The sequence below is a fragment of the Marmoricola endophyticus genome (assembly GCF_014644415.1).
In the GTDB taxonomy this organism is placed as follows: domain Bacteria; phylum Actinomycetota; class Actinomycetes; order Propionibacteriales; family Nocardioidaceae; genus Marmoricola; species Marmoricola endophyticus.
Genome location: NZ_BMKQ01000001.1, coordinates 3284791 through 3310764, shown reverse-complemented (window position 1 = coordinate 3310764; position 25974 = coordinate 3284791). Strand labels below are relative to the sequence as shown.

Here is a 25974-nt window from a genome sequence, read left to right as displayed (position 1 = left end):
GTGTCAACAACGGTCGTAGGGTCGCCGCCGTGACCCACGACTACGACGTCCTCGTGATCGGCTCCGGCTTCGGCGGCTCCGTCGCGGCCCTCCGGCTGACCGAGAAGGGCTACCGCGTCGGCGTGCTCGAGGCGGGGCGCCGCTTCGCCGACGACGAGCTGCCGCGGACCTCCTGGGACGTGCGCCGCTACCTCTGGGCACCGTGGGCCCGCTGCTTCGGGATCATGCGGATCACCCTGCTGCGCGACGTGCTCATCGCCAGCGGCACCGGCGTCGGTGGCGGGTCGCTGGTGTACGCCAACACGCTGTACGAGCCCGGCGACGCCTTCTTCCGCGACCCGCAGTGGGCGCACATCACGGACTGGCGGGCCGAGCTGGCGCCGTGGTACGCCCAGGCCAGGACGATGCTCGGCGTCACCGCCTACCCCGGCCGCTCACCGGCCGACGAGCAGATGCAGGCCATCGCCGAGGAGTACGGCGTCGGCGAGACCTTCCACCCCGCCGACGTCGGGGTGCTGTTCGGGGAGCGGCCGGGCGAGCAGGTCGCGGACCCGTGGTTCGGTGGCGCCGGGCCGGCGCGCCGTACCTGCCTGGACTGCGGCGCCTGCATGACCGGCTGCCGGCACGACGCGAAGAACACCCTGGTCAAGAACTACCTGCACCTCGCCGAGTCCGCAGGGGCGCAGGTGCTGCCGCTGACCACGGCGTACGACGTCCGCCCGCTGCCGGCGGGCGGGTACGCCGTCCGTACCCGCCGCACCGGCAGCCCGTGGCGCCGACGTACCGTCACCGCCGAGCAGGTCGTCCTCGCCGGCAACGCGCTGAACACCCAGGCCCTGCTGCACCGGATGCGGCGCACCTCGCTCCCCCGTCTGTCACCCCGGGTCGGTGAGCTCAGCCGGACCAACTCCGAGGCGGTGCTGACCGCCCGGTCGAGCGACAAGGCCGCGGACTGGACGCCGGGCGTGGCGATCACGTCCTCCTGGCACCCCGACGAGGTGACCCACGTCGAACCGGTGCGCTACGGGCACGGCTCGAGTGCGCTGTCGCTGATCAATGCGGCCCTGGTCGACGGCGGCGCGGGCGTCTCGCGCTGGCGGGCGGTGCTGGCGGAGTACCACCGGATCGGACTGCGTGCCGCGCTGCGGCTGCACGCCCCGCGGCGCTGGGCCGAGCAGTCCGTCGTCGTCCTGGTCATGCAGTGCCTGGACAACTCCATCACCACCCGGCTGCGGCGCCGGCCCTGGCGCGGGATGACCAGCCGGCCCGGTGTCGGCCTGCCGAACCCGTCGTGGATCCCGATCGCCAACAAGGTCGCCCGCGACCTCGCCGAGCGGATCGGCGGCACCGCGGGCGGCTCGGTGGCCGAGCTGGCCGGGATCCCGATGACCGCGCACTTCATCGGCGGCTGCGTGATCGGCGAGAGCGCGGAGACCGGAGTGGTCGACCCGTACCAGCGCGTCCACGGCTACCCCGGCCTGCACATCACCGACGGCTCGGCGATCACGGCGAACCCGGGCGTCAACCCGTCGCTGACGATCACCGCCCAGGCCGAGCGGGCGGTCGCCCTGTGGCCGAACCGGGACGACGCCGATCCCCGGCCCGCGCCGGGTGAGGCGTACGAGCCCGTCCGCCCGGTGGCGCCGAGGTCGCCGGTCGTCCCCGCCGACGCGCCGGCGGCGCTCAGGACCCCTGTGGACCTGCCGCTGCCCCGTAGCCGGCCGACGAGCGGTGCACCAGCTCCTGGATCGTGAGGTCGAGCTGCTTGGGGTGCGGGAGGAAGTGCAGCTCGCGCATCCCCTGGTCCTGCGCGGCGTTCTCGAAGACGAAGTGTCCGTAGCCGAGCAGCAGCCCGAGCGGCGGCCGGGTCACGGTCGTGTCCAGCACCTTGCCGATCGGCATGGTGGCCACCGACCTGCTGAAGACACCCTGGATGCGCAGCACCCGCATGTTGGTGAGGATCAGCCGGTCGGCGCTCTCGCGCAGGCAGGCGTACGCCGACCAGGCGAGCAGCAGCAGCCCGAGCACGCTGAGGACGCTCGACCCCGTCCCGGCGAACGCGGCGCCGCCGAACGCCGCGAGCCCGAGCAGCGCGATCAGCACCGGCTTGGTGTAGACCACCCAGTGGTGCCCGACGTCGGCGACCAGGACCTCATCGAGGCGGCGCAGCACCCGCTCGGAGACGGCGCGGCTCTGCCAGGAGCGCAGCGCCGACCGCAGGCCCATCAGGCCGTCAGGGTGCGGATGAACTGCTGGAGGGCGTCGAAGAGCCGCTGCAGCCCGCTCCAGATCGCGTCGGCGCCGTCACGGGTGAACCCGGCCAGCCCGGTCGGGTCGGTGAACAGGTAGAACCCGATGAAGACGACGACCACGAGGGCCACGCCCTTCTTCAGAGCGGCATCCATGGCGAAACCTTCCGGGAGGCAGGCACGGGGGAAGTCCGGACCGCCCCTTCCTAGCACCATCAGTCACACTGGTAACGCAGGCGCGCGGGTCGACGTCGGAGGACTCAGCCCGCGGTGAGGTCCGTCCCCGCGTCGGCCAGCAGCAGGTCGGCAGCGGCGTACGGGTCGCTCTCGCCGCGGGCCACCTGCTCGGCGAGGTCGTCGAGCGCCGCGAGGCGACCGCTCGCGCGCCACTGGGCGCGCATCGTCGTGGTGGCGATGGCCTCGATCTCCTCCCGGCTGCGCCGCACCCGGTGGCGTACGAGGTCGCCGCGCTCCTCCAGCCACGCGCGGTGCGCCGCGAGGGCCTCGGCCACCTCGTCGAGTCCCGTGCCCTCGCTGGCCACGGTGGCCAGCACGGGGGCGCTCCACCGAGCGTCACCCGACGCCGCGGCGGCAGCACCACTGTCCCGCTCGGACTGGCGCAGCATCGTGCGCAGGTCGCGGCGCACCTGGTCGGCACCGTCACGGTCGGCCTTGTTGACGACGTACACGTCGCCGATCTCGAGGATGCCCGCCTTCGCCGCCTGAATGCCGTCCCCCATCCCCGGCGCGAGCAGCACGACCGTGGTGTCGGCCAGCCCGGCGATCTCGACCTCGCTCTGCCCGACCCCGACCGTCTCCACCAGCACGACGTCGCAGCCGGCCACCTCCAGCACCCGCAGCGCCTGCGGCGCCGCCCAGGACAGGCCCCCGAGGTGGCCGCGCGAGGCCATCGAGCGGATGAACACCCCGTCGTCGAGTGCGTGGTCCGACATCCGTACCCGGTCCCCGAGCAGCGCGCCGCCCGAGAACGGCGAGGAGGGGTCGAAAGCGAGGACCCCGACCCGCGCACCGGTACGCCGCAGCGCCGCCACCAGCGCGTTGGTGGAGGTGGACTTGCCCACCCCCGGGGAGCCGGTCAGGCCCACCACGTGCGGGATCCGGGCCCCGCTGACCAGGGGCGCGAGCGCTGCCATCACCTCGCGCAGCTGCGGCGAGGCGTTCTCGACCAGACTGATCAGCCGGGCCACCGAGCGCGGGTCGGCGCGGCGCGCACCGTCGACGAGCGTGTCGACGTCGACGGTGCGGCCACGCCGGCCGGACCGGTCGGGGCGCTGCTCGCTCAGGCGGGGACCTGGATCAGCAGCGCGTCGCCCTGGCCGCCGCCGCCGCACAGCGCGGCGGCACCGAGGCCGCCACCGCGGCGCTTGAGCTCGTGGGCGAGGTGCAGCACGATCCGGGCGCCCGACATGCCGACCGGGTGACCCAGCGCGATCGCGCCCCCGTTGACGTTGACCTTCTCCTCCGAAATGCCCAGCGAGCGGGCGGAGTCGATGCCGACGGCCGCGAACGCCTCGTTGAACTCGACCAGGTCGAGGTCCGCGACGCTCTTGCCCGCCTTGTCCAGCGCCTTCTGCGTGGCGTTGGCCGGCTGCATCTGCAGGGTGGAGTCCGGCCCCGCGACCATCCCGTGCGAGCCGATCTCGGCCAGCCACTCCAGGCCCAGCTCCTCGGCCTTGGCCTTGCTCATCACCACCACGGCGCAGGCGCCGTCGGAGATCTGCGAGGCCGAGCCCGCGGTGATCGTCCCCTCCTTGTCGAAGGCGGGACGCAGCTTGCCCAGCGACTCGGCGGTGGTGTCGCCGCGGACACCCTCGTCCTGGGTGACCTCGATCGGGTCGCCCTTGCGCTGGGGGATGGAGACCGGGACGACCTCGTCGTCGAAGAGGCCGTTCTTCCAGGCCGCGGCCGCCTTCTGGTGAGACCCGGCGGAGAAGGCGTCCTGCTCCTCGCGGGTCAGCTTCGTGCCGGCGGCGTTGCACTGCTCGGTCAGGGCGCCCATGGCCTGCGAGGTGGCCTGGTCGTAGAGGGCGTCGTACGCCATCGAGTCGACGAGCGTGGTGTCGCCGTACTTGAATCCGGTGCGGGACTTCGGCAGCAGGTGCGGAGCGTTGGTCATCGACTCCATGCCGCCCGCGACGACGATCTCGTGCTCACCGGCACGGATCAGCTGGTCCGCGGTGGCGATGGCGTTCAGGCCGGAGAGGCAGACCTTGTTGACGGTGATCGAGGGCATCGAGGCGGGGAGGCCCGCGGCGAGGCCCGCGGTGCGCGCCGGGTTCTGACCGGCGCCGGCGCCGATGACCTGGCCCATGATCAGGTAGTCGACCTGCTCCGGTGTCACGCCCGCCTTCTCCAGCGCTGCCTTGATCGCGACCCCGCCGAGGTCGGCGGCGGACATCGAGGCGAGTCCACCGAGGAGGCGGCCGATCGGGGTGCGGGCCCCGGCGACGATGACGGACGGGTTGTCGGTGCTCACGGGTGACCTCCAGGTGGGTCGTCGATGACCTACGGGCTGCTGGTGCCGTGACGATACCCACGCCCGGAGCGGGCCGGGGAGGGGTCGTCTGGTCCTGTCGGACTTGTCACACCGGGTGACACCGGACGTGACCGACAGCCAGGATGCCCCTCATGACCTCGACGGACCCTGCCCTGGACCCCTCGCTGTTCGTCTGCATCGACCACGTCGGCGTGGCCGTCGCGGACCTCGACGCGGCGATCGAGACGTACGCCTCCGCCTTCGGGATGCGCGTCGCGCACCGGGAGACCAACGAGGACCAGGGCGTCGAGGAGGCGATGGTGGTGATCGGCGAGGGCGAGGGCGACGTCCTCGGCCAGCGCATCCAGCTCCTCGCCCCGCTGAGCGAGTCCTCCACCATCGCGAAGTTCCTCGACCGCAACGGGCCGGGCCTGCAGCAGCTGGCGTACCGCGTCGTCGACGTCGAGGCGACCGCCGCCATCCTCCGCGAGCGCGGCCTGCGCCTGCTCTACGACGCCCCCCCGTCGCGGCACCGCCGGCAGCCGGGTCAACTTCATCCACCCCAAGGACGCCGGCGGCGTCCTCGTGGAGCTGGTCGAGCCCGCGGTCGGAGCCCACTGAGCCCACTGTGACCACCGGCGGTTACCCGCCGGTAATCTCCACCCGACGTCCGATCAGCCGACCCACCCAGGAGCCACCCGTGCAGCAGATCCTCGACGCCATCCAGGCCGGCGACACCTCCTCGGAGGACTTCGCCGCCCTGCCCCTCCCCGAGTCCTACCGCGCCGCGACGGTGCACAAGGACGAGGTCGACATGTTCGAGGGCGTCCCGTCCAAGGACAAGGACCCCCGCCAGTCGATCCACGTCGAGGACGTGGCGATGCCCGAGCTCGGACCGGGCGAGGCGCTGGTGGCCGTGATGGCCTCGGCGATCAACTACAACACCGTGTGGACCTCGATCTTCGAGCCGGTCTCCACCTTCGGCTTCCTCGAGCGCTACGGCCGCCTCTCCGACCTCACCAAGCGGCACGACCTGCCGTACCACGTGGTGGGCTCCGACCTGGCCGGCGTCGTGCTCGCCACCGGTCCCGGGGTCAACCGCTGGAAGCCCGGCCAGGAGGTCGTCGCGCACTGCCTGTCGGTCGAGCTCGAGGCCCCCGACGGCCACAACGACACGATGATGGACCCAGAGCAGCGGATCTGGGGCTTCGAGACCAACTTCGGCGGCCTCGCCGACGTCGCGCTGGTCAAGGCCAACCAGCTGATGCCCAAGCCGGACCACCTGACCTGGGAGGAGGCCGCCTCCCCCGGCCTGGTGAACTGCACGGCGTACCGCCAGCTGGTCTCGACCAACGGCGGCAACATGAAGCAGGGCGACAACGTCCTGATCTGGGGCGCCTCCGGCGGGCTCGGTGGCTTCGCCACCCAGTACGCCCTCAACGGCGGCGCCACCCCGGTCTGCGTCGTCTCCAACGACGAGAAGGCCGCGATCGCGCGCTCGATGGGCGCCGAGCTGATCATCAACCGCTCCGAGGAGGGCTACCGGTTCTGGAAGGACGAGCAGACCCAGGACCCCAAGGAGTGGAAGCGGTTCGGGGCCAGGATCCGTGAGCTGACCGGTGGCGAGGACATCGACATCGTCTTCGAGCACCCCGGTCGGGAGACCTTCGGCGCCAGCGTGTACGTGACCCGCAAGGGCGGCACGATCACCACCTGCGCCTCGACCAGCGGCTTCATGCACGAGTACGACAACCGCTACCTGTGGATGAACCTCAAGCGGATCATCTCCTCCCACTTCGCCAACTACCGTGAGTCCTGGGAGGCCAACCGGCTGATCGCCAAGGGAAAGATCCACCCGACCCTGTCGCGGACCTACGGGCTCGAGGAGGTCGGCCAGGCCGCCCTGGACGTGCACCACAACTCCCACCAAGGCAAGGTCGGCGTGCTGTGCCTGGCCCCCGAGGAGGGCCTGGGCGTGCGCGACCCGGAGATGCGGGCGACGTACGAGAAGGAGATCAACCGCTTCCGCGGGGTCTGACCTGGGCTCATCCCCACCACCGCACCGACTCGCCGGGCGGCCGTCCCTCCAGGGGCGGCCGCTCGTCGGTTTCTGCTGGCACAATCGAGGAAGACCACCGGACCCGAGCGAAGCGAGGAAGCGCACCTGATGAGCGACGGCAGCGAGAAGCACGGACTGTCCATCTTCGACGAGGAGGACAACAGCGAGGAGACGGGCAACGAGCCCACGCAGATGATCCCCGCGATCTCCCGCCAGACGGGGTCCGGCTCCTCCTCGTCCGGCTCGGAGAGCTCCTCGTCCGCGACCGACACCTCGAAGCCCGGACCGGCCAGGCCGCCGTCCGCCCCGGCACGTCAGGCGGACGCCGGCGACACGACCGCCGAGCAGCCCAAGGTGAGCACGCCGTCGCCCGCGACCGGGTCGTCCGGGCGCGTGATCCCGCGCCCTGCGAGCCCGCTCGCCGCCGCCGGGAACGCCTTCCCGCAGGCCCGACGGGGGTACGACAAGGACGCCGTCGACCGGCGCCTGCGCGAGATGTCCGGTGAGCGCGACAGCCTGACCGGCGACCTGGACTCCGCCCGGCAGCGGATCTCGGCGCTGGAGGCCCAGCTGTCCGACCTGCAGAAGAACGCCACCGAGGCCGAGGCGCCGTCGTACGCCGGCCTCGGCGGTCGAGCCAGCGAGCTGCTGCGGCTGGCCGAGGAGCAGGCCCGCGAGGTCGTCGCCGAGGCGCAGGCCCACGGTGACCAGATCAAGGACCAGGCCACCAAGGCCGCCGCCGCGACCCGCCTGGAGGCCCAGCGCGAGAGCGACGAGCTGCGCGTGAGCGCCCAGCGCGAGGCCGAGGAGGCCCGCGAGCGGCACCGTACGGAGAGCGAGCAGGCCCGCAAGGCCGCCGAGGCCGAGACCGCCGACCTGAAGGCGTCCGCCCAGCGCGAGGCCGACCAGGTGCGGCTCTCCGCCCAGCAGGAGGTCACCTCGATCCGCACCGCGGGCACCCGCGAGGCGGAGCAGGCACGTGCGGCCGTCGACCGCGAGGTCCAGGAGGCACGTCGCGCCCTGGCCGTCGAGAAGGAGCGTCTCGCCCGCGAGGCCGTCGAGCACCACACCTCGGCCACCAACGAGACGAACCGTCTCGTCAAGGACGCCGAGGACCGCGCCACCAGCGCCGAGGAGCGGGCACGGGTCGCCATGGAGGCCGCCCAGTCCCACCGCGACCAGTCCACCAAGGAGGCCGAGGAGCACCTCGCCCGCGCCCGCAAGGAGGCCGAGCAGGTCCTCGCCTCCGCCCGCAGCGAGGCCGAGGAGCTCCGCGCCGCCGGCCACGCCGACCACGAGCGCCAGCTGCGTGAGATCACCGGCGAGGTCGAGTCGATGACCAAGCGCCGCGACGCGATCGCCGCCCAGCTCGGCGCCCTGCGCGACGTCGTCGCCGGCTTCGGCGGCAGCACCGACGACGCCGAGGCTAAGGCCGAGGCCCCCTCCGACGAGGACTGACGCCCCGACGGGTCCGGAGGTCTCGACGTCCCTTCGACGCGCTCCTTCGTCGCTGCTCAGGACATCGCGTCGCTCGCTGCGCTCGCATCCGGCTCCGACCCCCCCAACTCCCCCACACTCCCTCAGCGCGAACGAGGCCGACGGGGACGAGGGAGGGCCGGAGCGGACGGGGGTCCAAGGAGCCTAAGAGAGGCGTGGCGGCCAGACGCAGCAACCCCGGTGCGGGATCGTGCCGACACGGCGACCAGCGACGGGACCCCCGTGCGCGCAGGCCCGTCCTACGGCCGGGCCACCGAGCCCGGCACGCGACTCGCGCTGGCACCCGCGCGCAGCGCGGAACCAGCTACAGCGCCGCCCGCGGCCCCGGTACGACGTCGCTCTGCGCCGGCGCGGCGGTCGGCTCGCCCGCCTTCACCACGATCACCCCGAGCAGGATCAGCACGCCGCCGACCAGCTGCACACCGCGCGGCAGCTCGCCGAGCAGCAGCCAGGCCCAGCCGAGCGCGGCGAGGACCTCGCTCATCGCGACGAAGGACGCCAGTCGCGAGCCGAGCCTGCGGGTGGCCGCGATGCCGGTGAGGTAGGACAGGCCGGCCGTGACGACACCGAGGGCCAGCACCGGCAGCCACCACGCGACCTCGACACCCTGGTAGGTCACGGGCGCGGCGGAGACCTCGAAGGACACCGCGCCGACCGCGCCGGCGAGCAGCAGACCCACTCCCCCGACGACCAGGCCGCCGGCGGCCAGGACGCTGCCAGGCAGGCCGTGCCGCTCGTCGGACGACATCACGAAGTACGTCGCCGAGCCGATCATCGCCAGCAGCGCCCAGAACATGCCGATCGCCGAGACCTGCGCGCCCGAGATCAGGTCGAGCACGAGGACCAGCCCGACCGCCGCGACCGCGGCGCCGGTGACGGTCGTCGCCGTGGGGCGCTGCCCGTGACGCAGCCACAGCCAGGTGACCACGGCGACCGGGGAGATGTACTCCACCAGCAGCGCCACGCCGACCTGCATGTGGGCGATGGCGTTGAAGTAGGCCAGCTGGCAGACCACGACGGCGACCAGCCCGTACGCCAGGAGCGTGGGCCAGGCACGGAGCAGCAGACCCCAGCGCCCGCGGAGCTGGCGTACGGCCAGGGGCGTCAGCACGAGCGCACCGATCCAGATGCGCGCGGTCACGGCGGCCGCCGAGGACCAGCCGGCGTCCATCAGACCCCGGCCCAGGGCCCCGGAGAGCGCCATCGAGGCCGCGGCGACCGCCGCCAGCAGCAGCCCGGACCTTGACACACCGCCGCCGCCACCACCTCGGGGCAGCGACGCCGACCGGATCCTGTCATGAGTCAACGCCGTCATGGTCCATGACGCTATCTAGGCTGTTGTAATCTGTCAACATGGCTTTCAACCATGACACCAACGTCTCGCTGCAGGCCGCCGCGGCCCTGGTGAACACCGCCGAGGAGCCGGAGACGATGAACACCCTCGACGACCTCGAGGCCTACTTCACCGACCACGAGTTCTCCGGCAGCCACGACGCGACGCAGGCCGAGCTGGACCAGGTGCGCGCGGTCCGACCGCGGCTGCGCGCCCTGCTGACCGCCGACCGAGACCGCGCCGCCGAGCTCGTCAACGCCGCCATGAGCGAGCTCGGAGCCGTTCCGCACCTCGTCCGGCACAGCGGCTGGGACTGGCACCTGCACGCGACGAACGACTCCTTCGCGCTCGCCGACCGGATCGTCGTCGACACCGCGCTGGCGATGATCGACGTGATCCGTGCCGACGAGCTGAGCCGCCTCTCGGTCTGCGCCGACGACGACTGCGGCGGTGTCGTCGTCGACCTGTCGCGCAACCGCTCGCGCAAGTTCTGCTCGACGACCTGCGGCAACCGCAACGCGGTGGCGGCCTACCGGGCGCGCCAGGCGGAGGCCGACGCCGACTAGCGGACAGCCCGCTCAGTGACGCAGGTGCTCACCGAACGCGAGCGGCTCGCGCGTGACGACGTACGTCGCCCAGTACATCTGCGACACCTGGCCGTCGGCGTCGCGGACCAGGCGCAGCCGCTCGCCGCGCTCACGGCCCGAGACGGTGCGGTACGTGTCCGGCTCGCCCTCGAGCGGGGCGAACACGGAGGGCGCCCTGTCGGCCGGCGCCCCCTCGGCGCGCGCCTCGAGGTGGCCCTGGCGGACGGAGAAGGTGAACGCGCTGCCCTCGGTGAACCACCGGCCGAGGACCGGGCGCAGCGCGGACGGGACCTCCGTGCCCGGCGTCCACGGCTCGGGCTCGACCGGGTCGTGCTGCACGACGTGGTCGGCCAGCGCGACGGCGTGCTCCATCGGGTCCGGCGAGGTCGACTGGTTCATCAGCACGATCCCGCCGGTGCCGGACTCGCGATCGGTGAACACGCCGCTGATCTGGCCGGGCATCCCCCCGGTGTGGCCGACGTACGTCCGCCCCGACACGGCGCGGTGCACCCAGAAGCCGAGCCCCATCGCCGTGCGCCAGCCGTCGGTGTCGACGACCAGCCGCGGGTGGCACATCTCCTCCATCGTGTCCGGTGAGAGCACGGCCGGGTCGGGCGCGGCGACGAAGCCGGACCACGCGGCGAGGTCGGTGACGGTGCTGGCCAGCCCGCCGCACGGCGCCATCGCACTCTGGGCGAGGACCGGCTCCACGCGCGGCACGTCGTCGTACGCCGGGACGTAGTAGCCGGTCGCACGGGGCCCGTCGTCGAAGCCGACAGTGGTACGCGTCATGCCCAGCGGGTCGAGGAGGCGCCGCTGCAGGGCATCCTCCCAGGGCCGGCCGTCGACGTGCGCGACGACCTGGCCGAGCACGGCGTACAGGACGTTGGAGTAGTGCCAGCGCGTGCACGGCGGCCCGATCCGCTCGATCTCGCCGAAGCCGCGGACGAGCGCGTCGTCGTCGGGCATCTCCAGGTTGGCCCAGACGTCGCCGGCGGGCTCGCGCTGCAGGCCCGTCGCGTGGGACAGCGCCTGACGGATGGTGGCCCCCTGGCCCGACAGCCCGGGGACGTGGTCGGCCAGCTCGTCGTCGAGCGCGAGCCTGCCCTCGTCGCGCAGCTGCATGATCAGCACGGCGGTGAAGGTCTTGGTGTTGGAGGCGATGAGGAACTGGTCGTCCGGCCCGGGCACGCGCGGGTGCGCGACGTCGACGGTCCCGATGCCGTCGTGCCACACCAGCTCGCCGCGGCGTACGACACCGGCCGCCAGGCCGGGCACCCGTCCCCTCCGCTGCCGGTCCAGAGCGAGCCGGCGCAGCTCACGGGCGGTCTCCGTCCTCAGGGTCTGGGTCACCGCTCCACGCTACGCCCTGCCATGATCGGCCCATGGACGAGGAGCGCTTCGAGGTCACCCGCACGATCGCCGCGCCCGCGGCCGACGTCTTCGCGGTGCTCTGCGACCCGCAGGGGCACGTCGCGATCGACGCCTCGGGCATGCTGCAGGACGCCGAGGGGGACGTCGCCAGCGCGGTCGGCGACAGCTTCGTCGTCCACATGGACAGGGAGGCCCTGGGCGACCGCCCCGACCTCGGGCGCTACGACGTCACCGTCACCATCGAGACCTACGAGCGCGACCGGGAGATCTCCTGGTCGATCCTGGGCGTCTCACGGCCACCGATCGGCCACGTGTACGGCTACCGCCTGGCTCCCCTCGACGAGCAGTCGACCGCCGTCACGTCGTACTACGACTGGTCCGACATCCACCCCGACTGGCGCGACAAGGGCGTCATGCCGGTCATCTCCGAGGCCGCTCTCAAGGGCACGCTCGGCATCCTCGACCGGACCGTACGGCGCGGCTACCCGCGCGGCTGAGCAGCCGCCGCCTCACCGCAGGAAGCGCCGCAGCACCTCGGTGAACACCTCGGGCTGCTCGGAGTGCACCCAGTGGCCCGCGCCCTTGATCGTCACCTTGCGGACGTGGGGGAACCAGCGCTCCATGGCAGGGGCGTACTCCGCCCGGACGTAGTCGGACTCCGCGCCCGCCACCCACAGCGCCGGTCCGTCGTACGGCGCGAGGTCGCTCAGCGCGTCCTCGGGCCAGCCGCCGAGCACGCCCAGGTGGTCCCCGAGCGCGTCGAGGTTCATCTGCCAGCCCCAGGTGCCGCTCTCGCGGTCCTGGCGCAGGTTCTGCAGGAGGAATCCGCGGATCGTGGCGCTGGGCACGCCCTCGCGCATCTGCTCGTCGGCCTCGCCGCGCCGGGTCAGCGCGGACAGGTCGACGGACCGCATCGCCGAGACGTACGGCGTGAACCCACCCTCGACCGTGCCGTCGTAGGCGACCGGCGACATGTCGACCACGCACAGCCGCTCGACCAGCTCCGGGTGCCGCAGTGCGAGCACCATCGCCGCCTTGCCACCCATCGAGTGCCCGACCAGCGCGACCGGGTCGTCGGCGGAGAACAGCTGCGCGACCTCGTCGGCCATCGCGACGTAGTCGACGTTCTCCCGCCACGGCGACCGCCCGTGGTTGGGCATGTCCACCAGCAGGCAGCGGTGTCCGTCCTCGGCCAGCGTCCGGGCGACGCTGGTCCAGTTCTTCCCCTGGCCGAACAGTCCGTGGCAGAAGGCGACCAGCGGGCCTGCCTCTCCGACCTGCGTGGTGTGCAGGGTGGTGCCGGACCCGGGCACCTCAGCGCTGGCTGTAGTCGCGGAAGCCGCGCCGGGTCTTGCGCCCGAGGTAGCCCGCGGTCACCAGGTGCTCCAGCAGCGGTGCCGGGGCCCAGCCGGGCTCACGGAACTCCAGGTAGAGCTCGCGCTGGATGGCCAGCGAGACGTCGTTGCCGACGACGTCGAGCAGCTCGAACGGCCCCATCGGCAGGCGACAGCCCTGCTTCATCGCGGTGTCGATGTCGTCGGCGGTGGCGTAGTGCGCGTCGAGCATCTTGATCGCGTCGTTGAGGTACGGGAACAGCAGCGCGTTGACGATGAACCCTGCACGGTCGCTGCAGGCGACCGGTGCCTTCTTCAGCTTCGCGCACAGCGCGGTGGTGGTCTCGGCGACCTCGGCGGACGTGGCGACGGTGCTGACCACCTCGACCAGCTTCATCACCGGGGCGGGGTTGAAGAAGTGCATCCCGACCACGTCCTGGGGTCGCGACGTCGCCCGGGCGCACTCGATGACCGGCAGCGAGGAGGTCGTCGTGGCCAGGATCGCCCCGGGCTTGCAGATCTCGTCGAGGTTCTCGAACAGGGTCGTCTTGATCTTCAGGTCCTCGGCGATGGCCTCCACCACGAGGTCCACGTCGGCGAGGTCGTCCTGCTTGGTGGTGCCGGTGACCCGGTCGAGGACGGGCTGCTTGTCGGCCTCCTCCAGCCGTCCACGCTGGACCTGCTTGTCCAGCGACTTCTCCAGCGCGGCGCTGACACCGGCGACCTTGGCGTCGCTGCGGCCGACGACGATGACGTCGTAGCCGGCCTTGGCGAAGACCTCGACGATGCCGGTGGCCATCGTCCCGGTGCCGACCACGCCGACGGCGCTGATGTCGTGGCGCAGCTGCGGCGCGTCGTCGGCGCTGGGGGTGAGCGAGTCGGCGACGACGGTCGGCGAGTCCGGGCCGTCGTAGGTGTAGAAGCCGCGCCCGGTCTTGCGGCCGAGCAGGCCCGCGGTCACCATCTGCTTGAGGATCGGGGCCGGCGCGTGCAGGCGGTCGCGGCCCTGGCGGTACATCGTGTCGAGGATCTCGTACGCCGTGTCCAGGCCGATCAGGTCCAGCAGCGCCAGCGGGCCCATCGGGTAGCCGCAGCCGAAGCGCATGGCCGCGTCGATGTCCTCGCGGGTGGCGTAGTGGCCCTCGTACATCGTGACGGCGTGGTTGAGGTAGCCGAAGAGCAGGGTGTTGGCGATGAAGCCGGCCTTGTCGCCCGCGACCACCGGCGCCTTCCCGATCGAGGTCAGCAGCTCGGTGACGTCCTCGAGCACGTCCGGGGCGGTGACCACGGTGCGGACGACCTCGACCAGCGCCTGGACCGGTGCGGGGTTGAAGAAGTGGACGCCGATCACGCGGCCGGGACTCGAGCTGGCCGTCGAGATCTCGGTGACCGAGAGCGAGGAGGTGTTGGTGGCGAGCACCGTCTCGGGCTTGACCACGGCGTCGACCGCCCGCATGACGTCCTGCTTGGCGCCGAGCGACTCCACGATCGCCTCGACCACGAGGTCGGCCTCGGCCAGCCCGGCGACGTCGGTGGTCAGCGTGACCCGCTCCATCAGCGCACGCTGGTCCTCGGCGGAGAGCTTGCCCCGCTCGACGGCACGGCCGGTGGAGTTCTCCAGGTGCTGCCGGCCCCGCTCGAGGCTCTCCTCGTTCTGCTCGACACCGACGACGGCGTAGCCCTGCCGGGCGAAGACCTCCGCGATACCGGCCCCCATGGTGCCCAGTCCGACGACGCCGATGGTGCTGAAGTCACGTCCCATGGCGGGCATCATGCCAGCCCTGGCAGACCTTCCTACCGGGCGGTAGCGAAGGTCACCACGCCCGGCGCATGGCCACCCGCGGCGACACGGCGTCGTACGCCGCCTCGTCGCGCAGGTGACGGGCGAGGACGCCGCCGGGCTGGTCGAGCACGACGAAGCCGAGCCTCTCGTAGAACGGGCGGTTGAACGACACGTCGCGGAAGGTCGTCAGGGTGAGGGCGTCGTACCCACGCACCGCCGCCTGCGCGCAGCAGGCCTCGACGAGCGCGGTCCCCCGTCCCAGGCGACCGTGCTCGGGATGGACGCACAGCTGCTGGAGGTGCGCCGTCCCCTCCTCCTCCAGGACCTGGGCGAACCCGACCACCGGACGGTCGACGACGAGGAGGAAGCCGGGATCGGCGTCGCGCCGCTCACCGGGCGTGGCGTCGAACAGCGCCGGGTCGCACGCGAGGAGGTCGGTGACCAGTGCGTCGGCAGCCGACTCGATCGCCGCCAGCAGGGGCAGGTCCGCAGGACCGGCGGGGCGTACGTCGTACACGCGCGCCACTGTAGATTCGGCGCCCGTGAGGATCGTCGTCGCACGCTGCCAGGTCGACTACGCGGGCCGGCTCTCGGCGCACCTGCCGATGGCCACCCGGGTGCTGATGGTCAAGGCCGACGGATCGGTGCTGGTGCACTCCGACGGGGGCTCGTACAAGCCGCTGAACTGGATGAGTCCGCCGTGCACCTTGAGGGAGGGGCAGGCCGAGGACGGTGCCGTGGAGTGGACGGTCACGGCACAGAAGTCGGACGACACGCTGCGGATCCGCTTCGAGGAGGTGCACGCCGACTCCAGCCACGACCTCGGGGTCGACCCCGGGCTGGTCAAGGACGGGGTCGAGAAGCACCTCCAGGAGCTGCTGGCCGAGCACCCGTCGTCGCTGGCCGACGGGCTGAGCCTCGTACGCAGGGAGTTCCCGACCGCGATCGGGCCGGTCGACCTGATGTGCCGCGACGACGCCGGGCTGTCCGTGGCCGTCGAGATCAAGCGTCGAGGAGAGATCGACGGGGTGCTGCAGCTCGAGCGCTACCTCGAGCTGCTCAACCGCGACCCGCTGCTGACCAGCAAGGGCCCGGTCCGCGGCATCTTCGCCGCCCAGGAGATCAAGCCGCAGGCGCGCGTGCTGGCCACCGACAAGGGCATGGCCTGCGCGCTGGTCGACTACGACGCCCTGCGCGGCATGGACGACGCGGAGAGCCGGCTGTTCTGACGGCGGATTGCACGGGGGTCTCGACGCGCGCCCTTCGACAGGCTCAGGACGTCGCGCTGGCGCTCACCGCTCGACCACCCGGTGCTCGGGCACCCCGGCCGCCGGTGACACTGGACGCTGTGTGGGTGCTGCCGGACGTCGTGGGGCCGCGACCGCGGGTCGTGTTCTGCGGGATGGCGGGAGCCCAGAGCACCCGTAGCCGTGAGCACTACTACGAGGGGCCGGGCAACAGCTTCTGGGAGTCGCTCCACCGCAGCGGGCTGGTGCCGCAACCGCTGGAGCCGACCGACGACGAGCGGCTGCCGGCCTTCGGGCTCGGGCTCACCGACCTGGTGCGCCACCGGGACCCCGACCGCTTCGAGGTCGACGAGCTCGCCGCCAAGGTGCGCGCCTGGGAGCCGGAGTGGCTGGCCGTGACCTCCAAGACGGTCGCCGCCGCCCTCGCCCGGCACTTGGGCGAGCCGAGGCCGTCGTACGGCGTGAGCAGCCTGGCGCTCGGCGGCGCGCCGGTGTTCGTGCTGCCGGGTCCGAGCGGGGCGAACCGCCGCCACGACTACGACGGGCGGCCGACCCGGCTGGCCTGGTGGCAGGATCTGGCGGCGCTGGTCGAGGACCCGCACGCGGGCGAGCGGTAGCGTCCGCGCCATGGCGAGCCCGATCTTCCACGTCGCGACCGCTGCGGACTGGGCGGAGGCGAAGCAGACCGGGCGCTACGCCACCTCGACCCGCGGCCGGACGCTGGCCGAGGAGGGCTTCGTCCACGCCGCTCGCGCGGACCAGTGGCAAGGGGTGCGGAAGCGCTACTACGCCGACGCCACCGAGCCTCTGGTGCTGCTGGTGATCGACCCCGGCAAGCTGGACGCGCCGGTGGTCGAGGAAGCACCCCCGGGCGGCACCGAGACCTTCCCGCACGTGTACGGCGCGATCCCCGCCGCCGCCGTCACCCGCGCCGTCCCGCTGGGCGCCGACGGCGAACCGGCCGCGGCCGGACGCAGCTTCATGTCGCTGTTCCTCGAGGAGATGAGCGTCCGCGCCGGCGTCGGGTTCGTGGTGATCGTCGTGGCGGTCGGTCTGGGTCTGCTGGTGCTCTCCGCCTTCGGTGACGTGGCCGGCCTCGTGACCATCCTGGTGCTGCTGGTCCTGGGCGCGTTCGTGGCCCGCGGGGTGTTCGCCCGGCGTACGGCCCGCACCTCCGCTGGGACCGAGCGGGCACAATCGACGCAATGAGCCGCGCACGCACCCTGACCGTCACCGCCGCCTCCGTGCTCGCCGCGGTGGTCCTCGCCGGCTGCGGGGGCAGCGGGGGGACGTCGAAGGACGACCTCGGCGCCGCCGAACCCGCCACCTCACCGGAGCTGAGCGGCAAGCCGGACGGCACCGTCGCGAAGATCGGCGCCGCCCCGCAGGGCATCGTCTACGACGCGGCGACCGACCAGCTGGCCGTGGCCGTGCGCAAGCCGTACCGGCTGCTGGTCGTCGACCCTCGGACGTACGCCGTCAAGCGCTCCGTCGAGGTGCCGGGCAAGGTCCGCCACCTGCAGGTCTCCTCCCCCGGCGGTGACGTGCTCGTCCCCTCGGAGACGGCGAACACGCTCTACCAGGTGCCGCTGACCGCCAACGGCAAGGTGCTCAGCACCAAGGTGCCCGAGCACCCCCACGACGCGACCGCGGGCGACGGCTACGTCATCTCCGGCGACGAGTTCGCCGGGTCGATCACGTTCATCAAGGGCGACCAGGTGGTCAAGACCCTCTCCGACCTCAAGCAGCCGGGCGGAGTGGTCGCCGACAACGACGGCCACGCGATCGCCGTCGACGTCGGCGACTTCACGGTCACCTCGTACGACACCCGCACGCTGACCCGCACCAAGCGGCTGCCCGCCGGCGAGGGCCCGACGCACGGCGTGCTCACCGGCAACGGCAAGCTCGCCGTCACCGACACCCGCGGCGACCACCTGATCCTCTACTCGGTCGACCCGCTGAAGCAGACCGACTCGATCGACGTGCCCGGCAGCCCGTACGGCCTCACCGCCGACACCCAGAGCCACATCGTGTGGACGACGCTGACGGGCAAGAACAAGGTCGTCGGCTACGACGTCTCCGGCGACACCCCGCGCAAGGTCGCCGAGTACGACACGGTCCGCCAGCCCGACACCGTCGCCGTCTCGCCGGGCAGCAAGACCCTGTGGATCACCGGCACCGACGACGGGGTCATCCAGCGGATCGACCGCTAGGACGCGTCCAGCCGCTTCACCCGTCGCACCCCGGCGGTGTTGCGGTACGACGCGTCCACGAGCTCGGCGACCTCGGCCCAGGCGTCGGCCGGGGCGTCCAGGGCAGGCAGGTCGAAGCCCACCCACCCGGCCGGGCCCAGGTAGGCCGGGTGGAAGAACCGCTCGTCCTCCAGAAGCGCCGGCCGCTCCCCCGCGTCGGGGAGCACGAGGACGGCGGCGTCGTGGTGGACGTGCTCGCCACCGGCGGGCGGCTTCTGCGAGCCGCCGAAGTAGCAGAACACCTTGGTCGTGAAGAACGTCGGCCGGCCGTGACCGACCTTCTCGGCGGCGTCGGGCAGGGCGAGCGCGATCGCCCGGACCCGGGCCAGCAGCGGGTCGGAGTCGTCGTACATCTGCGGGTGCGCCATGAGCGGACGCTACTGCGCAGCGAAGGCTCCGTCCCCACCTCGCTCGGGCACGACCAGGCTGGAGTCGACCTCCGCCGCGACGTCCACGTCGCCGGCGAAACCGCCCTCGGCCAGCTCCCGACCGCTTGCGCAGGCGTGCAGCGCGCCGGGAACGTCGTCGGCGACGGCTCGGAACGCGGCGGTCGCCGCGCGCGCCTCCGGGCTCAGCACCCCGATGCCCGCCTCCTCGAGCTCGAGCGCCACCGCACCGGCGCCCCAGAGGTCCTCGACCGCAGGGCGCAGCGAGCCGTCGGCCCAGCGCTCACCCGCGGGCACCAGCGCGACCGACCCACCGCCGCGCAGCACGTCGGCGAGCGCTGCGGCCACTGCCGTCCGGTTGCGCAGCGAGCCGGCGACCACCCGCGCCCCCTCGGGGATCGCCGCGCAGATGGTCGAGCCGTTCGGCGAGGGCAGCACGAGCCGCTCGAGACTCGCAGCGGCCCGCAGACCCACCGGCGAGAGGCTTACCTCGCCCGGCGCGGCCGCCCGCCGACCGGCGGCGACGACGGCGCCCAGCGACGCGGCGTACGACGCGGTCCGCTCGTCTCGCCAGGGAAACGGCCACACGCGCGCCCCGGCTTCGACCGCGACACCCACGCTCGTCGTGAAGCTGAGGACGTCGACGACCACGCAGGCGTCGGCGGCGAGCGCCCCCGGCCCGAGGGGACCCCACTCGAGGCGGACCGTCGCCTCGGACTGGCTGAACGGTGCGCTCACGCCCCCGCGCCGGCGATCGGCGGTGCCGTGGCGTCAGCACCCTCGGCAGCGGTCTCCCGCGCCACCCACTCCTCGATGTCGTCGACGTCGTCGTGGTTGCGCTGCACCACCGCGAGCAGGTCGTTCATGGTGGCGACCTCCTCGACCTGCTCCTTGATGAACCACTGCATGAACTGCTCGGAGGCGAAGTCGAACTCCTCACGGGCGGTGCGCAGCAGCGCGTTGATCTGCTCGGTGACCTGCTTCTCCTGGGCCAGCGCGAGCTCGACCGGCGCGACGAGCGAGTCGAAGCCGTTGACCGGCTCCTCGGTGCCGGGGATGCGGACCGGGCAGTCGGTGTCGAGGAGGTACTGCACCATCATCATGGCGTGGTCGCGCTCCTCCAGCGCCTGCCGGAAGAAGAACCCCGCCATCTGCGGCATGGTCAGGTCGTCGTAGTAGACGGCACAGGCGAGGTACTGGTTGTGCGCGGTCAGCTCGTGGCCGATCTGCTCGTTGAGCTGCTCGGCGAAGCGCGGGGCGGTCATCGGGGCCTCCTCAGGCTGCGGCGGCGTACTTCTTCTTGCCCGACTTCTTGGCCTTCTTGGACGGGGTCATGTCGATCTTGGCCTTCTTGGGCACGGCCTTGAACGTACCGTCCGCCTGCACGGTGACCAGGCGTCGCTTCTTCACGGCGTACCCCTCGGGCAGGGTGCCTTCCTTCAGCATGCGCAGGGGGCAGCGGCCACACTTGCTCGAGGAGACGCAGCACTTGGTCTTTGGCGGCTTGAGGCCCTTCTTCTTGCCCACGTCGACACGCTAGCAGCAGGAAAGGCAAGCCTCACCTGAACCTCGACGGAATCTCGTGGTGCTCGACACGTCAAGGCCCTACCGTCGACGACCGTGGGCGAGACGATGATCGTGGCAGGCACCGACCGGCTCTGGGTCGAGGACACGGGCGAGGGCCCGCCGGTGGTGCTGATCCACCCCGGCATCCACGACTCGACCGTGTGGGACACGGTCGTGCCACTGCTGGAGGACCTGCGCTCGATCCGGTACGACGCCCGTGACTTCGGCCGGTCCTCCGCCTCGACCCAGCCGTTCCGCGCCGTCGACGACCTGCTCGCTGTGCTCGACGCGCGCGGCCTCGAGGCCGCTCACCTGGTGGGCAACAGCATGGGAGGCGCGAGCGCCCTCTCCGCCGCGCTGGAGGCCCCGTCCCGGGTGCTCTCGCTGACCGTGATGTGCACCGCGATCGCCGGCTACCCGTGGCCCGACGACGACCCCGACCTGGAGAACGCCTGGGCGGAGGCGTCCGCGTCTGGGGACCCGCAGCAGGTCGCGGAGGTCTCGGCGCGGATCTGGTGCGCCGCAGGGACCGACGCCGCGCTCGAGGCCCAGCTGCTGGCCGCGGCCACGGCGGACGCCAACCACGACGCGCACGAGCAGGACGGACCCGAGCACTGGTCGCGGGTCGGCGAGATCGCGGTCCCGGCCGCGGTCGTCGTCGGCGAGCGTGACGTCGCCTCCATGGTCACGGCGAACACGGACCTGGCTGCCGCGATCGCCGGCGCCGAGCTCGTACGCCTGTCCGAGGCCGACCACCTGCCCAGCCTGCGTGACCCACGCGCGGTCGCCGAGGTCGTACGACGCACGGTCGCGCGCGCCGGGTGAGTCACAGCCGGGGCTGGTCCGGGATGGTCACGGCCAGGAAGATCAGCACCCCGCCGACGAGGACGAGCGCGAGGACGTCGAACCAGCGCCGCCGCACGCGCAGCATCCCGGCGTCGAACTCCCCCAGCAGCACCCGTGCCACCGCGGAGAGCAGCAGGCCCGCGCCGATCACCACGGTCCCGCGACGCCAGTCGGCGAACGCCACGATGGCCAGCCCGACCAGGGTGATCGCGAGTACGCCGAAGTAGAGCAGCCCGCCGAGCGTCTTGGGCCGCTGCAGCGGAGGCAGCCGGCGCAGCTCCCCCGGTGCCGGCTCCTCGGGCGACCCCGGTGACCCGGGCGACTCGGTCACCGCCTCATCCGGCGTTCTGCTCGGCGATCTGCACGATGTTGGACAGCAGCATCGCGCGGGTCATCGGGCCGACCCCGCCGGGGTTCGGTGAGCGCCAGCCGGCCACGTCGAACGCGGACTCGGCGATGTCGCCGGCCAGCTTGCCGTCGACGCGCGAGACCCCGACGTCGAGGACGGCGGCGCCCGGCTTGAGCATCTCGCCGGTGATGATCCCGGGCACCCCGGCGGCCGCCACGACGATGTCGGCGGTACGGGTGTGCGCGGCCAGGTCGCGGGTGCCGGTGTGGCACAGCGTCACCGTGGCGTTCTCGGTACGTCGGGTCAGCAGCAGGCCCAGCGGGCGCCCGACCGTCACGCCACGCCCCACCACGACGACCTCGGCACCGGCGACCTCCACGTCGTGGCGCCGCAGCAGCTCGATGATCCCTGCGGGCGTGCAGGGCAGCGGTGCGTCCTTGCCGAGCACCAACCAGCCGAGGTTGGTCGGGTGCAGCCCGTCGGCGTCCTTGGCCGGGTCGATCAGCCCGAGGACACGGTTCTCGTCGCGGCCCTTAGGCAGCGGCAGCTGGACGATGTAGCCGGTGCAGGCCGGGTCGGCGTTGAGCGTCGAGACGGCCTCCTCGATCTCTGCCTGCGAGGCGGTCTCGGGGAGGTCGACGCGGATCGACTCGATGCCGACCTCGGCGCAGTCCTTGTGCTTGCCGTTGACGTACCAGGTGCTGCCCGGGTCGTTGCCGACGAGCACCGTGCCCAGGCCGGGGCGTACGCCGCGCTCCGCCAGCGCCGCCACCCGCGAGGTCAGCTCGGTCTTGATCGCGGCCGCGGTGGCCTTGCCGTCCAGGATCTGTGCACTCACGCCGACGATCCTAGGACCGATGAGTTCGCCGGCCCGGACGGGTCGGAACCGGCCATGAGAACACTCGCGGTCACCCAGAACATCACCCTCGACGGCCGGATCGAGATGCTGGACGACTGGTTCTCGCCCCAGCGCATGGGCGAGGTCGACAACGCGGACCTCCGGGCCGAGAACGAGCGGCAGGACAGCGCTGCCGACGCCTTCCTGGTCGGCCGGAGCACGTTCACCGACATGCGCGGCTACTGGCGCGACCTCGCGGACGACACCACCGGAGTGTCGGCGTACCTGAACGGCGTGGCGAAGTACGTCGTGTCCAGCACCCTCACCGACCCCGACTGGGACGGCACGACCGTGCTGACCGGGGACCCCGTCGAGGAGGTCCGCGCCCTGAAGGAGCAGGCCGGCCGGGACATCGTCTGCACCGGCTCCATCAGTCTCGTCCACCCGCTGCTGAGTGCCGGCCTCGTCGACGAGGTACGGCTGTTCTGGTACCCGGTCGTCCAGGGCCGCGGCCGCACGCTCTTCCCCGACGGGCTCCGTCTCGACCACCTGCGGCTCGACCGGGTCGAGCGGTTCGCCAACGGGGTCGCCCTGACGGTCCACCGGCTCGGCTGAGGCCGCGCGCTCCTCACCCGGTCTCGACGTCCTCCCCTTCGACAGGCTCAGGACACCGCCTCGCAGAGCTCGGTCGGGCTCGACCACCAGCCCCGGCAGGCGGTCGAGCAGCGAGCGCCAGCCCCGGCGGGCGGTCGAGCAGCGAGCGCCAGCGAGCGCGTCGAGACCTCCGCGCTCGACTGCCGCCCTCAGTGGAAGAAGTGCCGGGTCCCGGTGAGGTACATCGTCACGCCGGCCTTCTCGCACGCCTCGATCGTCTGGTCGTCGCGCACCGAGCCGCCGGGCTGGACGATCGCCTTCACGCCGGCGTCGAGGAGGATCTGCGGTCCGTCGGCGAAGGGGAAGAACGCGTCCGAGGCGGCGTACGAGCCGGTCGCCCGCTCCCCCGCCCGCTCCACGGCGAGCTTGCAGGAGTCGACCCGGTTGACCTGGCCCATGCCGACGCCGACCGAGGCACCGTCCTTGGCGAGCAGGATCGCGTTGGACTTCACCGCGCGGCACGCCTTCCAGGCGAAGGCGAGATCCGCCAGCCCGGCCTCGTCGAGCGCCTCGCCGGTGGCCAGGGTCCAGCTCGCCGGGTCGTCCCCGCCCCGGTCGAGCACCGCGTCGACGTGGTCGACCTGCTGGGTGAGCAGCCCGCCGGAGATCCGCCGGAACTCGACCGGGTCCTGGTCGCGGTCGACCGGACACACGAGGATCCGGATGTTCTTCTTGCGCTGCAGCGCCTCGACGGCGCCGTCGTCGTACGCCGGCGCGACGATCACCTCGGTGAAGATGTCCGCCACCTGCTCGGCCATGGCCAGCGACACCGGACGGTTCACCGCGATCACGCCACCGAAGGCGGAGACCGGGTCGCAGGCGTGTGCCTTGGCGTGCACCGCCGCGATGTCCTCGCCCTCGGTCCCGACCGCGATGCCGCAGGGGTTGGCGTGCTTGATCACCGCGACGGCCGGCTCGGTGAAGTCGTCGGCCGCACGGCGCGCAGCATCGGTGTCGACGTAGTTGTTGTACGACATCTCCTTGCCGTGCAGCTGCTGCGCACCGGCCAGCCCGCCCGAGCCGTCGGTGTAGAGCGCGGCCGACTGGTGCGGGTTCTCCCCGTAGCGCAGGTCTGCCGCCTTGGAGTACGCGACGGCGAAGAAGTCCGGCGAGCCCTCCTCCGCCGGGCTGAGCACACTGCCCATCCAGGAGGCCACCGCCACGTCGTACGCCGCCGTGTGCGCGAAGGCCTCCGCGGCCAGCCGCCGCCGCTGGGCGAGGGTGAAGCCGCCGGCGGCGACCGCGGCGAGCGTCTCGTCGTACGACGACGGCGAGGTGACGATCGCGACCGACGGGTGGTTCTTGGCCGCCGCGCGCACCATCGACGGGCCACCGATGTCGATCTGCTCGACGCACTCGTCGGGCGTGGCGCCGGACGCGACCGTCTCGCGGAACGGGTAGAGGTTGGACACGACGAGGTCGAACGGCTCGACACCGAGGTCGGCCAGCTGGGCGACGTGGGACTCCAGTCTCCGGTCGGCGAGGATCCCGGCGTGCACCATCGGGTGCAGCGTCTTCACGCGGCCGTCGAGGCACTCGGGGAACCCGGTCAGGTCCTCGACCTTCGTGACGGGGACGCCGGCCTTCTCGATCAAAGCCGCGGAGCCGCCGGTGGAGACCAGGGCGACACCGGCCTCGTGGAGCCCGCGGACGAGCTCCTCCAGACCGGACTTGTCGTAGACGGAGACCAGGGCGCGGCGGATCGCGACGGTGTCGGGCCGGGCGTCGGACATGGGGACACTCCTCATCGGTGACGGGAGGACCACCCAGGCGTACGACGGTCCTGCTTGCACTCCCCGGTGGTCGCCCACCTGCGCCAGTCGTGTGCCCCCGACTCTAGGCGAGGGCCCGCCGGGCGTCGCGAAGCCTCCTGCACGGCGCGGACGTCGGGGCTGCTGACGTCATCGCCCAGCACCGGTCTCCCGCGTCTCCGGGGTGGAGCTGCGGCTCACCTGGTGATCGATCTCTTCACGCCGACCGTGGCCGACCACGTGGCACCGCGCGGCGCGCTGATCGTGTACGTCGCGTCGGCCATGGCCTGGTCCGTCTCGTCACCCAGGATGACCAGCCCGCCGTGCCCCGACGAGCGGGTGCAGCCGAACTCGCCGCCGCCGTAGGCGAGGTCGCTCCCTCCGGCGGACGACACGCTGATGCGCATGGTGGAGTCCTTCGGACCGCCGAGGCAGTCGGCGCGCAGCAGCAGCTGGGTGGTGCCTGCCGGGACCTCGATGCGGCCCTTCTTCTCCTGGCCGGTCTGATCTCTCAGGCTGAGCAGCTGCTTCTCGCCCCGGGCGGGCTGGAGGTGGGAGCGCAGCGGTGACGAGGCGTTCTCGCCGCACCCGGTCACGAGCAGTGGAAGACCCGCGGCCAGCACCAGAACCGCCAACGGCGTCGCCCTCACCTCGGATGCTCCCCTCGACTCCCGACTCGGTGCCGGGCCCGTGAGACGCGAGCAGCGGCCAGGCGGGCCCCAGCTCCAGAGGCGCTCACCCCAGGCGCGCACGACGACCCTCGACGGTGAACCCCTCGCGCACCATGCGACCCACGGTGTCCGTCAGCATCGCCCGCTCGGCGGCCTTGATCCGCTCGTGCAGCGTCTCGACGTCGTCGTCGTCGCGCACCGGGACGGCGCTCTGAGCCAGGATCACGCCGGTGTCGACGCCCGCGTCGACGACGAACAGGGTCGCGCCGGTGACCTTCACGCCGTGCGCGAGTGCGTCGCGCGGACCGTGCATGCCCGGGAACGACGGCGACAGCGCCGGGTGGGTGTTCACGGTCCGTCCGCCGTGGGCGGCCAGGAAGGGCTCCCCCACCAGCTTCATGAAGCCGGCCAGCACCACCAGGTCCGGCTCGTACGACGCCACCGTCGCGGCCAGCGCCTCGTCCCAGGCATCGCGCGAGTGGTGGTCCCCGACCCGCTCGACGAAGGTCGGCACGCCGGCCCGCTCCGCGCGGGCCAGCCCCTCGGTGCCGTCGCGGTCCGAGCCGACCGCGACCACCCGCGCGCCGTAGCCCGGGTCCGCGCAGGCGTCGAGCAGTGCCTGCAGGTTCGTCCCCGAGCCGGAGACGAGGACGACGAGCCGACCGGGGCGGCCCGAGGCAGGGGAGGACACCCGCGGAAGG

29 protein-coding genes, 1 pseudogene and 1 riboswitch are annotated in these 25974 nt (G+C 72.4%); of the genes and pseudogenes, 12 read left to right on the top strand and 18 right to left on the bottom strand.

Annotation, left to right across the window (positions count from 1 at the left end):
* Positions 1-29: 29 nt before the first annotated feature.
* Positions 30-1754 carry a GMC oxidoreductase gene (locus IEX42_RS16260; RefSeq protein WP_188780719.1) on the top strand — a complete coding sequence of 575 codons (1725 nt, stop codon included), beginning with the start codon at positions 30-32 and terminating at the stop codon, positions 1752-1754.
* Here the strand turns inward: IEX42_RS16260 and IEX42_RS16255 are convergent.
* From IEX42_RS16255 to IEX42_RS16240, 4 genes are all read right to left on the bottom strand, one after another.
* Positions 1684-2226 carry a PH domain-containing protein gene (locus tag IEX42_RS16255; RefSeq protein WP_188780718.1) on the bottom strand — a complete coding sequence of 181 codons (543 nt, stop codon included), beginning with the start codon at positions 2224-2226 and terminating at the stop codon, positions 1684-1686. The genes IEX42_RS16260 and IEX42_RS16255 overlap by 71 nt on opposite strands.
* Positions 2226-2405, bottom strand: a complete 180-nt coding sequence (locus IEX42_RS16250) for a hypothetical protein (RefSeq protein ID WP_188780717.1) — start codon at positions 2403-2405, stop codon at positions 2226-2228. The genes IEX42_RS16255 and IEX42_RS16250 overlap by 1 nt, the downstream gene beginning before the upstream one ends.
* Before the next feature lie 104 nt (positions 2406-2509).
* Positions 2510-3457, bottom strand: a complete 948-nt coding sequence (gene meaB, locus IEX42_RS16245; RefSeq protein WP_229660922.1) for a methylmalonyl Co-A mutase-associated GTPase MeaB — start codon at positions 3455-3457, stop codon at positions 2510-2512.
* Positions 3458-3549: 92 nt separating this feature from the next.
* Complete coding sequence (locus tag IEX42_RS16240) at positions 3550-4746, bottom strand: acetyl-CoA C-acetyltransferase (RefSeq protein WP_188780716.1); 1197 nt, start codon at positions 4744-4746, stop codon at positions 3550-3552.
* 152 nt (positions 4747-4898) lie between these two features.
* On the opposite strand from IEX42_RS16240, the pseudogene mce reads away from it, so the two are divergent.
* The 3 genes and pseudogenes from mce (at position 4899) to IEX42_RS16225 (ending at position 8263) form a co-directional block, all read left to right on the top strand.
* Positions 4899-5367, top strand: a pseudogene (gene mce, locus IEX42_RS16235) (methylmalonyl-CoA epimerase).
* A 79-nt stretch (positions 5368-5446) separates the two neighbouring features.
* Entirely contained in the window at positions 5447-6784 is a 1338-nt protein-coding gene (gene ccrA, locus IEX42_RS16230) for a crotonyl-CoA carboxylase/reductase (protein WP_188780715.1), read from the top strand.
* Positions 6785-6913: 129 nt separating this feature from the next.
* On the top strand, positions 6914-8263 hold the full coding sequence (locus tag IEX42_RS16225) for a coiled-coil domain-containing protein (protein ID WP_188780714.1): 1350 nt from the start codon (positions 6914-6916) through the stop codon (positions 8261-8263).
* A gap of 343 nt (positions 8264-8606) precedes the next feature.
* Here IEX42_RS16225 and IEX42_RS16220 read toward each other — a convergent pair whose 3' ends face one another.
* Positions 8607-9551, bottom strand: coding sequence for an EamA family transporter (locus tag IEX42_RS16220; protein ID WP_229660921.1), 945 nt, complete (start codon positions 9549-9551; stop codon positions 8607-8609).
* 104 nt (positions 9552-9655) lie between these two features.
* Between IEX42_RS16220 and IEX42_RS16215 the strand changes: the two genes are divergently transcribed.
* Entirely contained in the window at positions 9656-10201 is a 546-nt protein-coding gene (locus tag IEX42_RS16215; RefSeq protein ID WP_188780712.1) for a CGNR zinc finger domain-containing protein, read from the top strand.
* 12 nt (positions 10202-10213) lie between these two features.
* On the opposite strand, the gene IEX42_RS16210 is transcribed toward IEX42_RS16215, so the two are convergent.
* Complete coding sequence (locus IEX42_RS16210; protein WP_188780711.1) at positions 10214-11575, bottom strand: serine hydrolase domain-containing protein; 1362 nt, start codon at positions 11573-11575, stop codon at positions 10214-10216.
* Positions 11576-11607: 32 nt separating this feature from the next.
* Here IEX42_RS16210 and IEX42_RS16205 point away from each other — a divergent pair, with 32 nt between their 5' ends.
* Positions 11608-12093: an SRPBCC family protein gene (locus IEX42_RS16205; RefSeq protein ID WP_188780710.1), complete on the top strand. Its 486-nt coding sequence runs from the start codon at positions 11608-11610 to the stop codon at positions 12091-12093.
* A gap of 12 nt (positions 12094-12105) precedes the next feature.
* On the opposite strand, the gene IEX42_RS16200 is transcribed toward IEX42_RS16205, so the two are convergent.
* From IEX42_RS16200 to IEX42_RS16190, 3 genes are read right to left on the bottom strand one after another with little or no spacing between them, the layout of a single operon-like run.
* On the bottom strand, positions 12106-12909 hold the full coding sequence (locus IEX42_RS16200) for an alpha/beta fold hydrolase (RefSeq protein ID WP_188780709.1): 804 nt from the start codon (positions 12907-12909) through the stop codon (positions 12106-12108).
* 1 nt (position 12910) lies between these two features.
* Entirely contained in the window at positions 12911-14692 is a 1782-nt protein-coding gene (locus IEX42_RS16195; RefSeq protein WP_188780708.1) for a 3-hydroxyacyl-CoA dehydrogenase family protein, read from the bottom strand.
* A 52-nt stretch (positions 14693-14744) separates the two neighbouring features.
* On the bottom strand, positions 14745-15230 hold the full coding sequence (locus IEX42_RS16190) for a GNAT family N-acetyltransferase (protein ID WP_229660920.1): 486 nt from the start codon (positions 15228-15230) through the stop codon (positions 14745-14747).
* Positions 15231-15255: 25 nt separating this feature from the next.
* Here IEX42_RS16190 and nucS point away from each other — a divergent pair, with 25 nt between their 5' ends.
* The 4 genes from nucS to IEX42_RS16170 all read left to right on the top strand — a co-directional run bounded on the left by nucS (position 15256) and on the right by IEX42_RS16170 (position 18173).
* The gene (gene nucS, locus IEX42_RS16185) at positions 15256-15942 is read left to right on the top strand and encodes an endonuclease NucS (RefSeq protein WP_188780706.1); all 687 of its coding nucleotides are present in this window, start codon (positions 15256-15258) and stop codon (positions 15940-15942) included.
* A gap of 104 nt (positions 15943-16046) precedes the next feature.
* Positions 16047-16577 carry a mismatch-specific DNA-glycosylase gene (locus tag IEX42_RS16180; protein ID WP_188780705.1) on the top strand — a complete coding sequence of 177 codons (531 nt, stop codon included), beginning with the start codon at positions 16047-16049 and terminating at the stop codon, positions 16575-16577.
* Between the two features lie 10 nt (positions 16578-16587).
* Positions 16588-17169 (top strand): DUF952 domain-containing protein, encoded by a 582-nt coding sequence (locus tag IEX42_RS18225; RefSeq protein WP_229660919.1) that lies wholly within the window; start codon positions 16588-16590, stop codon positions 17167-17169.
* Entirely contained in the window at positions 17166-18173 is a 1008-nt protein-coding gene (locus IEX42_RS16170) for a YncE family protein (protein WP_188780704.1), read from the top strand. The genes IEX42_RS18225 and IEX42_RS16170 overlap by 4 nt, the downstream gene beginning before the upstream one ends.
* Here the strand turns inward: IEX42_RS16170 and IEX42_RS16165 are convergent.
* From IEX42_RS16165 to IEX42_RS16150, 4 genes are read right to left on the bottom strand one after another with little or no spacing between them, the layout of a single operon-like run.
* A complete protein-coding gene (locus IEX42_RS16165) occupies positions 18170-18580 on the bottom strand; it encodes an MmcQ/YjbR family DNA-binding protein (RefSeq protein WP_188780703.1) in 411 nt (136 codons plus the stop codon). The genes IEX42_RS16170 and IEX42_RS16165 overlap by 4 nt on opposite strands.
* Before the next feature lie 9 nt (positions 18581-18589).
* Positions 18590-19336, bottom strand: coding sequence for a 2-phosphosulfolactate phosphatase (locus tag IEX42_RS16160; protein ID WP_188780702.1), 747 nt, complete (start codon positions 19334-19336; stop codon positions 18590-18592).
* Entirely contained in the window at positions 19333-19863 is a 531-nt protein-coding gene (locus IEX42_RS16155; protein WP_188780701.1) for a ferritin, read from the bottom strand. The genes IEX42_RS16160 and IEX42_RS16155 overlap by 4 nt, the downstream gene beginning before the upstream one ends.
* Before the next feature lie 10 nt (positions 19864-19873).
* Entirely contained in the window at positions 19874-20125 is a 252-nt protein-coding gene (locus IEX42_RS16150) for a hypothetical protein (protein WP_188781208.1), read from the bottom strand.
* A 93-nt stretch (positions 20126-20218) separates the two neighbouring features.
* On the opposite strand from IEX42_RS16150, the gene IEX42_RS16145 reads away from it, so the two are divergent.
* Positions 20219-20989 carry an alpha/beta fold hydrolase gene (locus tag IEX42_RS16145; RefSeq protein WP_188780700.1) on the top strand — a complete coding sequence of 257 codons (771 nt, stop codon included), beginning with the start codon at positions 20219-20221 and terminating at the stop codon, positions 20987-20989.
* Between the two features lies 1 nt (position 20990).
* Here the strand turns inward: IEX42_RS16145 and IEX42_RS16140 are convergent, their stop codons facing one another.
* Together IEX42_RS16140 and IEX42_RS16135 are read right to left on the bottom strand one after the other, a co-directional pair.
* Positions 20991-21341, bottom strand: a complete 351-nt coding sequence (locus IEX42_RS16140; protein ID WP_229660918.1) for a DUF3017 domain-containing protein — start codon at positions 21339-21341, stop codon at positions 20991-20993.
* A gap of 4 nt (positions 21342-21345) precedes the next feature.
* Complete coding sequence (locus IEX42_RS16135; RefSeq protein WP_188780699.1) at positions 21346-22197, bottom strand: bifunctional methylenetetrahydrofolate dehydrogenase/methenyltetrahydrofolate cyclohydrolase; 852 nt, start codon at positions 22195-22197, stop codon at positions 21346-21348.
* A gap of 54 nt (positions 22198-22251) precedes the next feature.
* On the opposite strand from IEX42_RS16135, the gene IEX42_RS16130 reads away from it, so the two are divergent.
* On the top strand, positions 22252-22812 hold the full coding sequence (locus IEX42_RS16130) for a dihydrofolate reductase family protein (protein ID WP_188780698.1): 561 nt from the start codon (positions 22252-22254) through the stop codon (positions 22810-22812).
* Positions 22813-23000: 188 nt separating this feature from the next.
* Here IEX42_RS16130 and purH read toward each other — a convergent pair whose 3' ends face one another.
* From purH to purN, 3 genes are all read right to left on the bottom strand, one after another.
* Positions 23001-24584 (bottom strand): bifunctional phosphoribosylaminoimidazolecarboxamide formyltransferase/IMP cyclohydrolase, encoded by a 1584-nt coding sequence (gene purH, locus IEX42_RS16125; protein WP_188780697.1) that lies wholly within the window; start codon positions 24582-24584, stop codon positions 23001-23003.
* Positions 24585-24608: 24 nt separating this feature from the next.
* A riboswitch (ZMP/ZTP riboswitch) is annotated at positions 24609-24685 on the bottom strand.
* Between the two features lie 114 nt (positions 24686-24799).
* Positions 24800-25237: a hypothetical protein gene (locus tag IEX42_RS16120; protein WP_188780696.1), complete on the bottom strand. Its 438-nt coding sequence runs from the start codon at positions 25235-25237 to the stop codon at positions 24800-24802.
* A gap of 100 nt (positions 25238-25337) precedes the next feature.
* On the bottom strand, positions 25338-25964 hold the full coding sequence (purN, locus tag IEX42_RS16115; RefSeq protein ID WP_188780695.1) for a phosphoribosylglycinamide formyltransferase: 627 nt from the start codon (positions 25962-25964) through the stop codon (positions 25338-25340).
* Positions 25965-25974 lie beyond the last annotated feature (10 nt).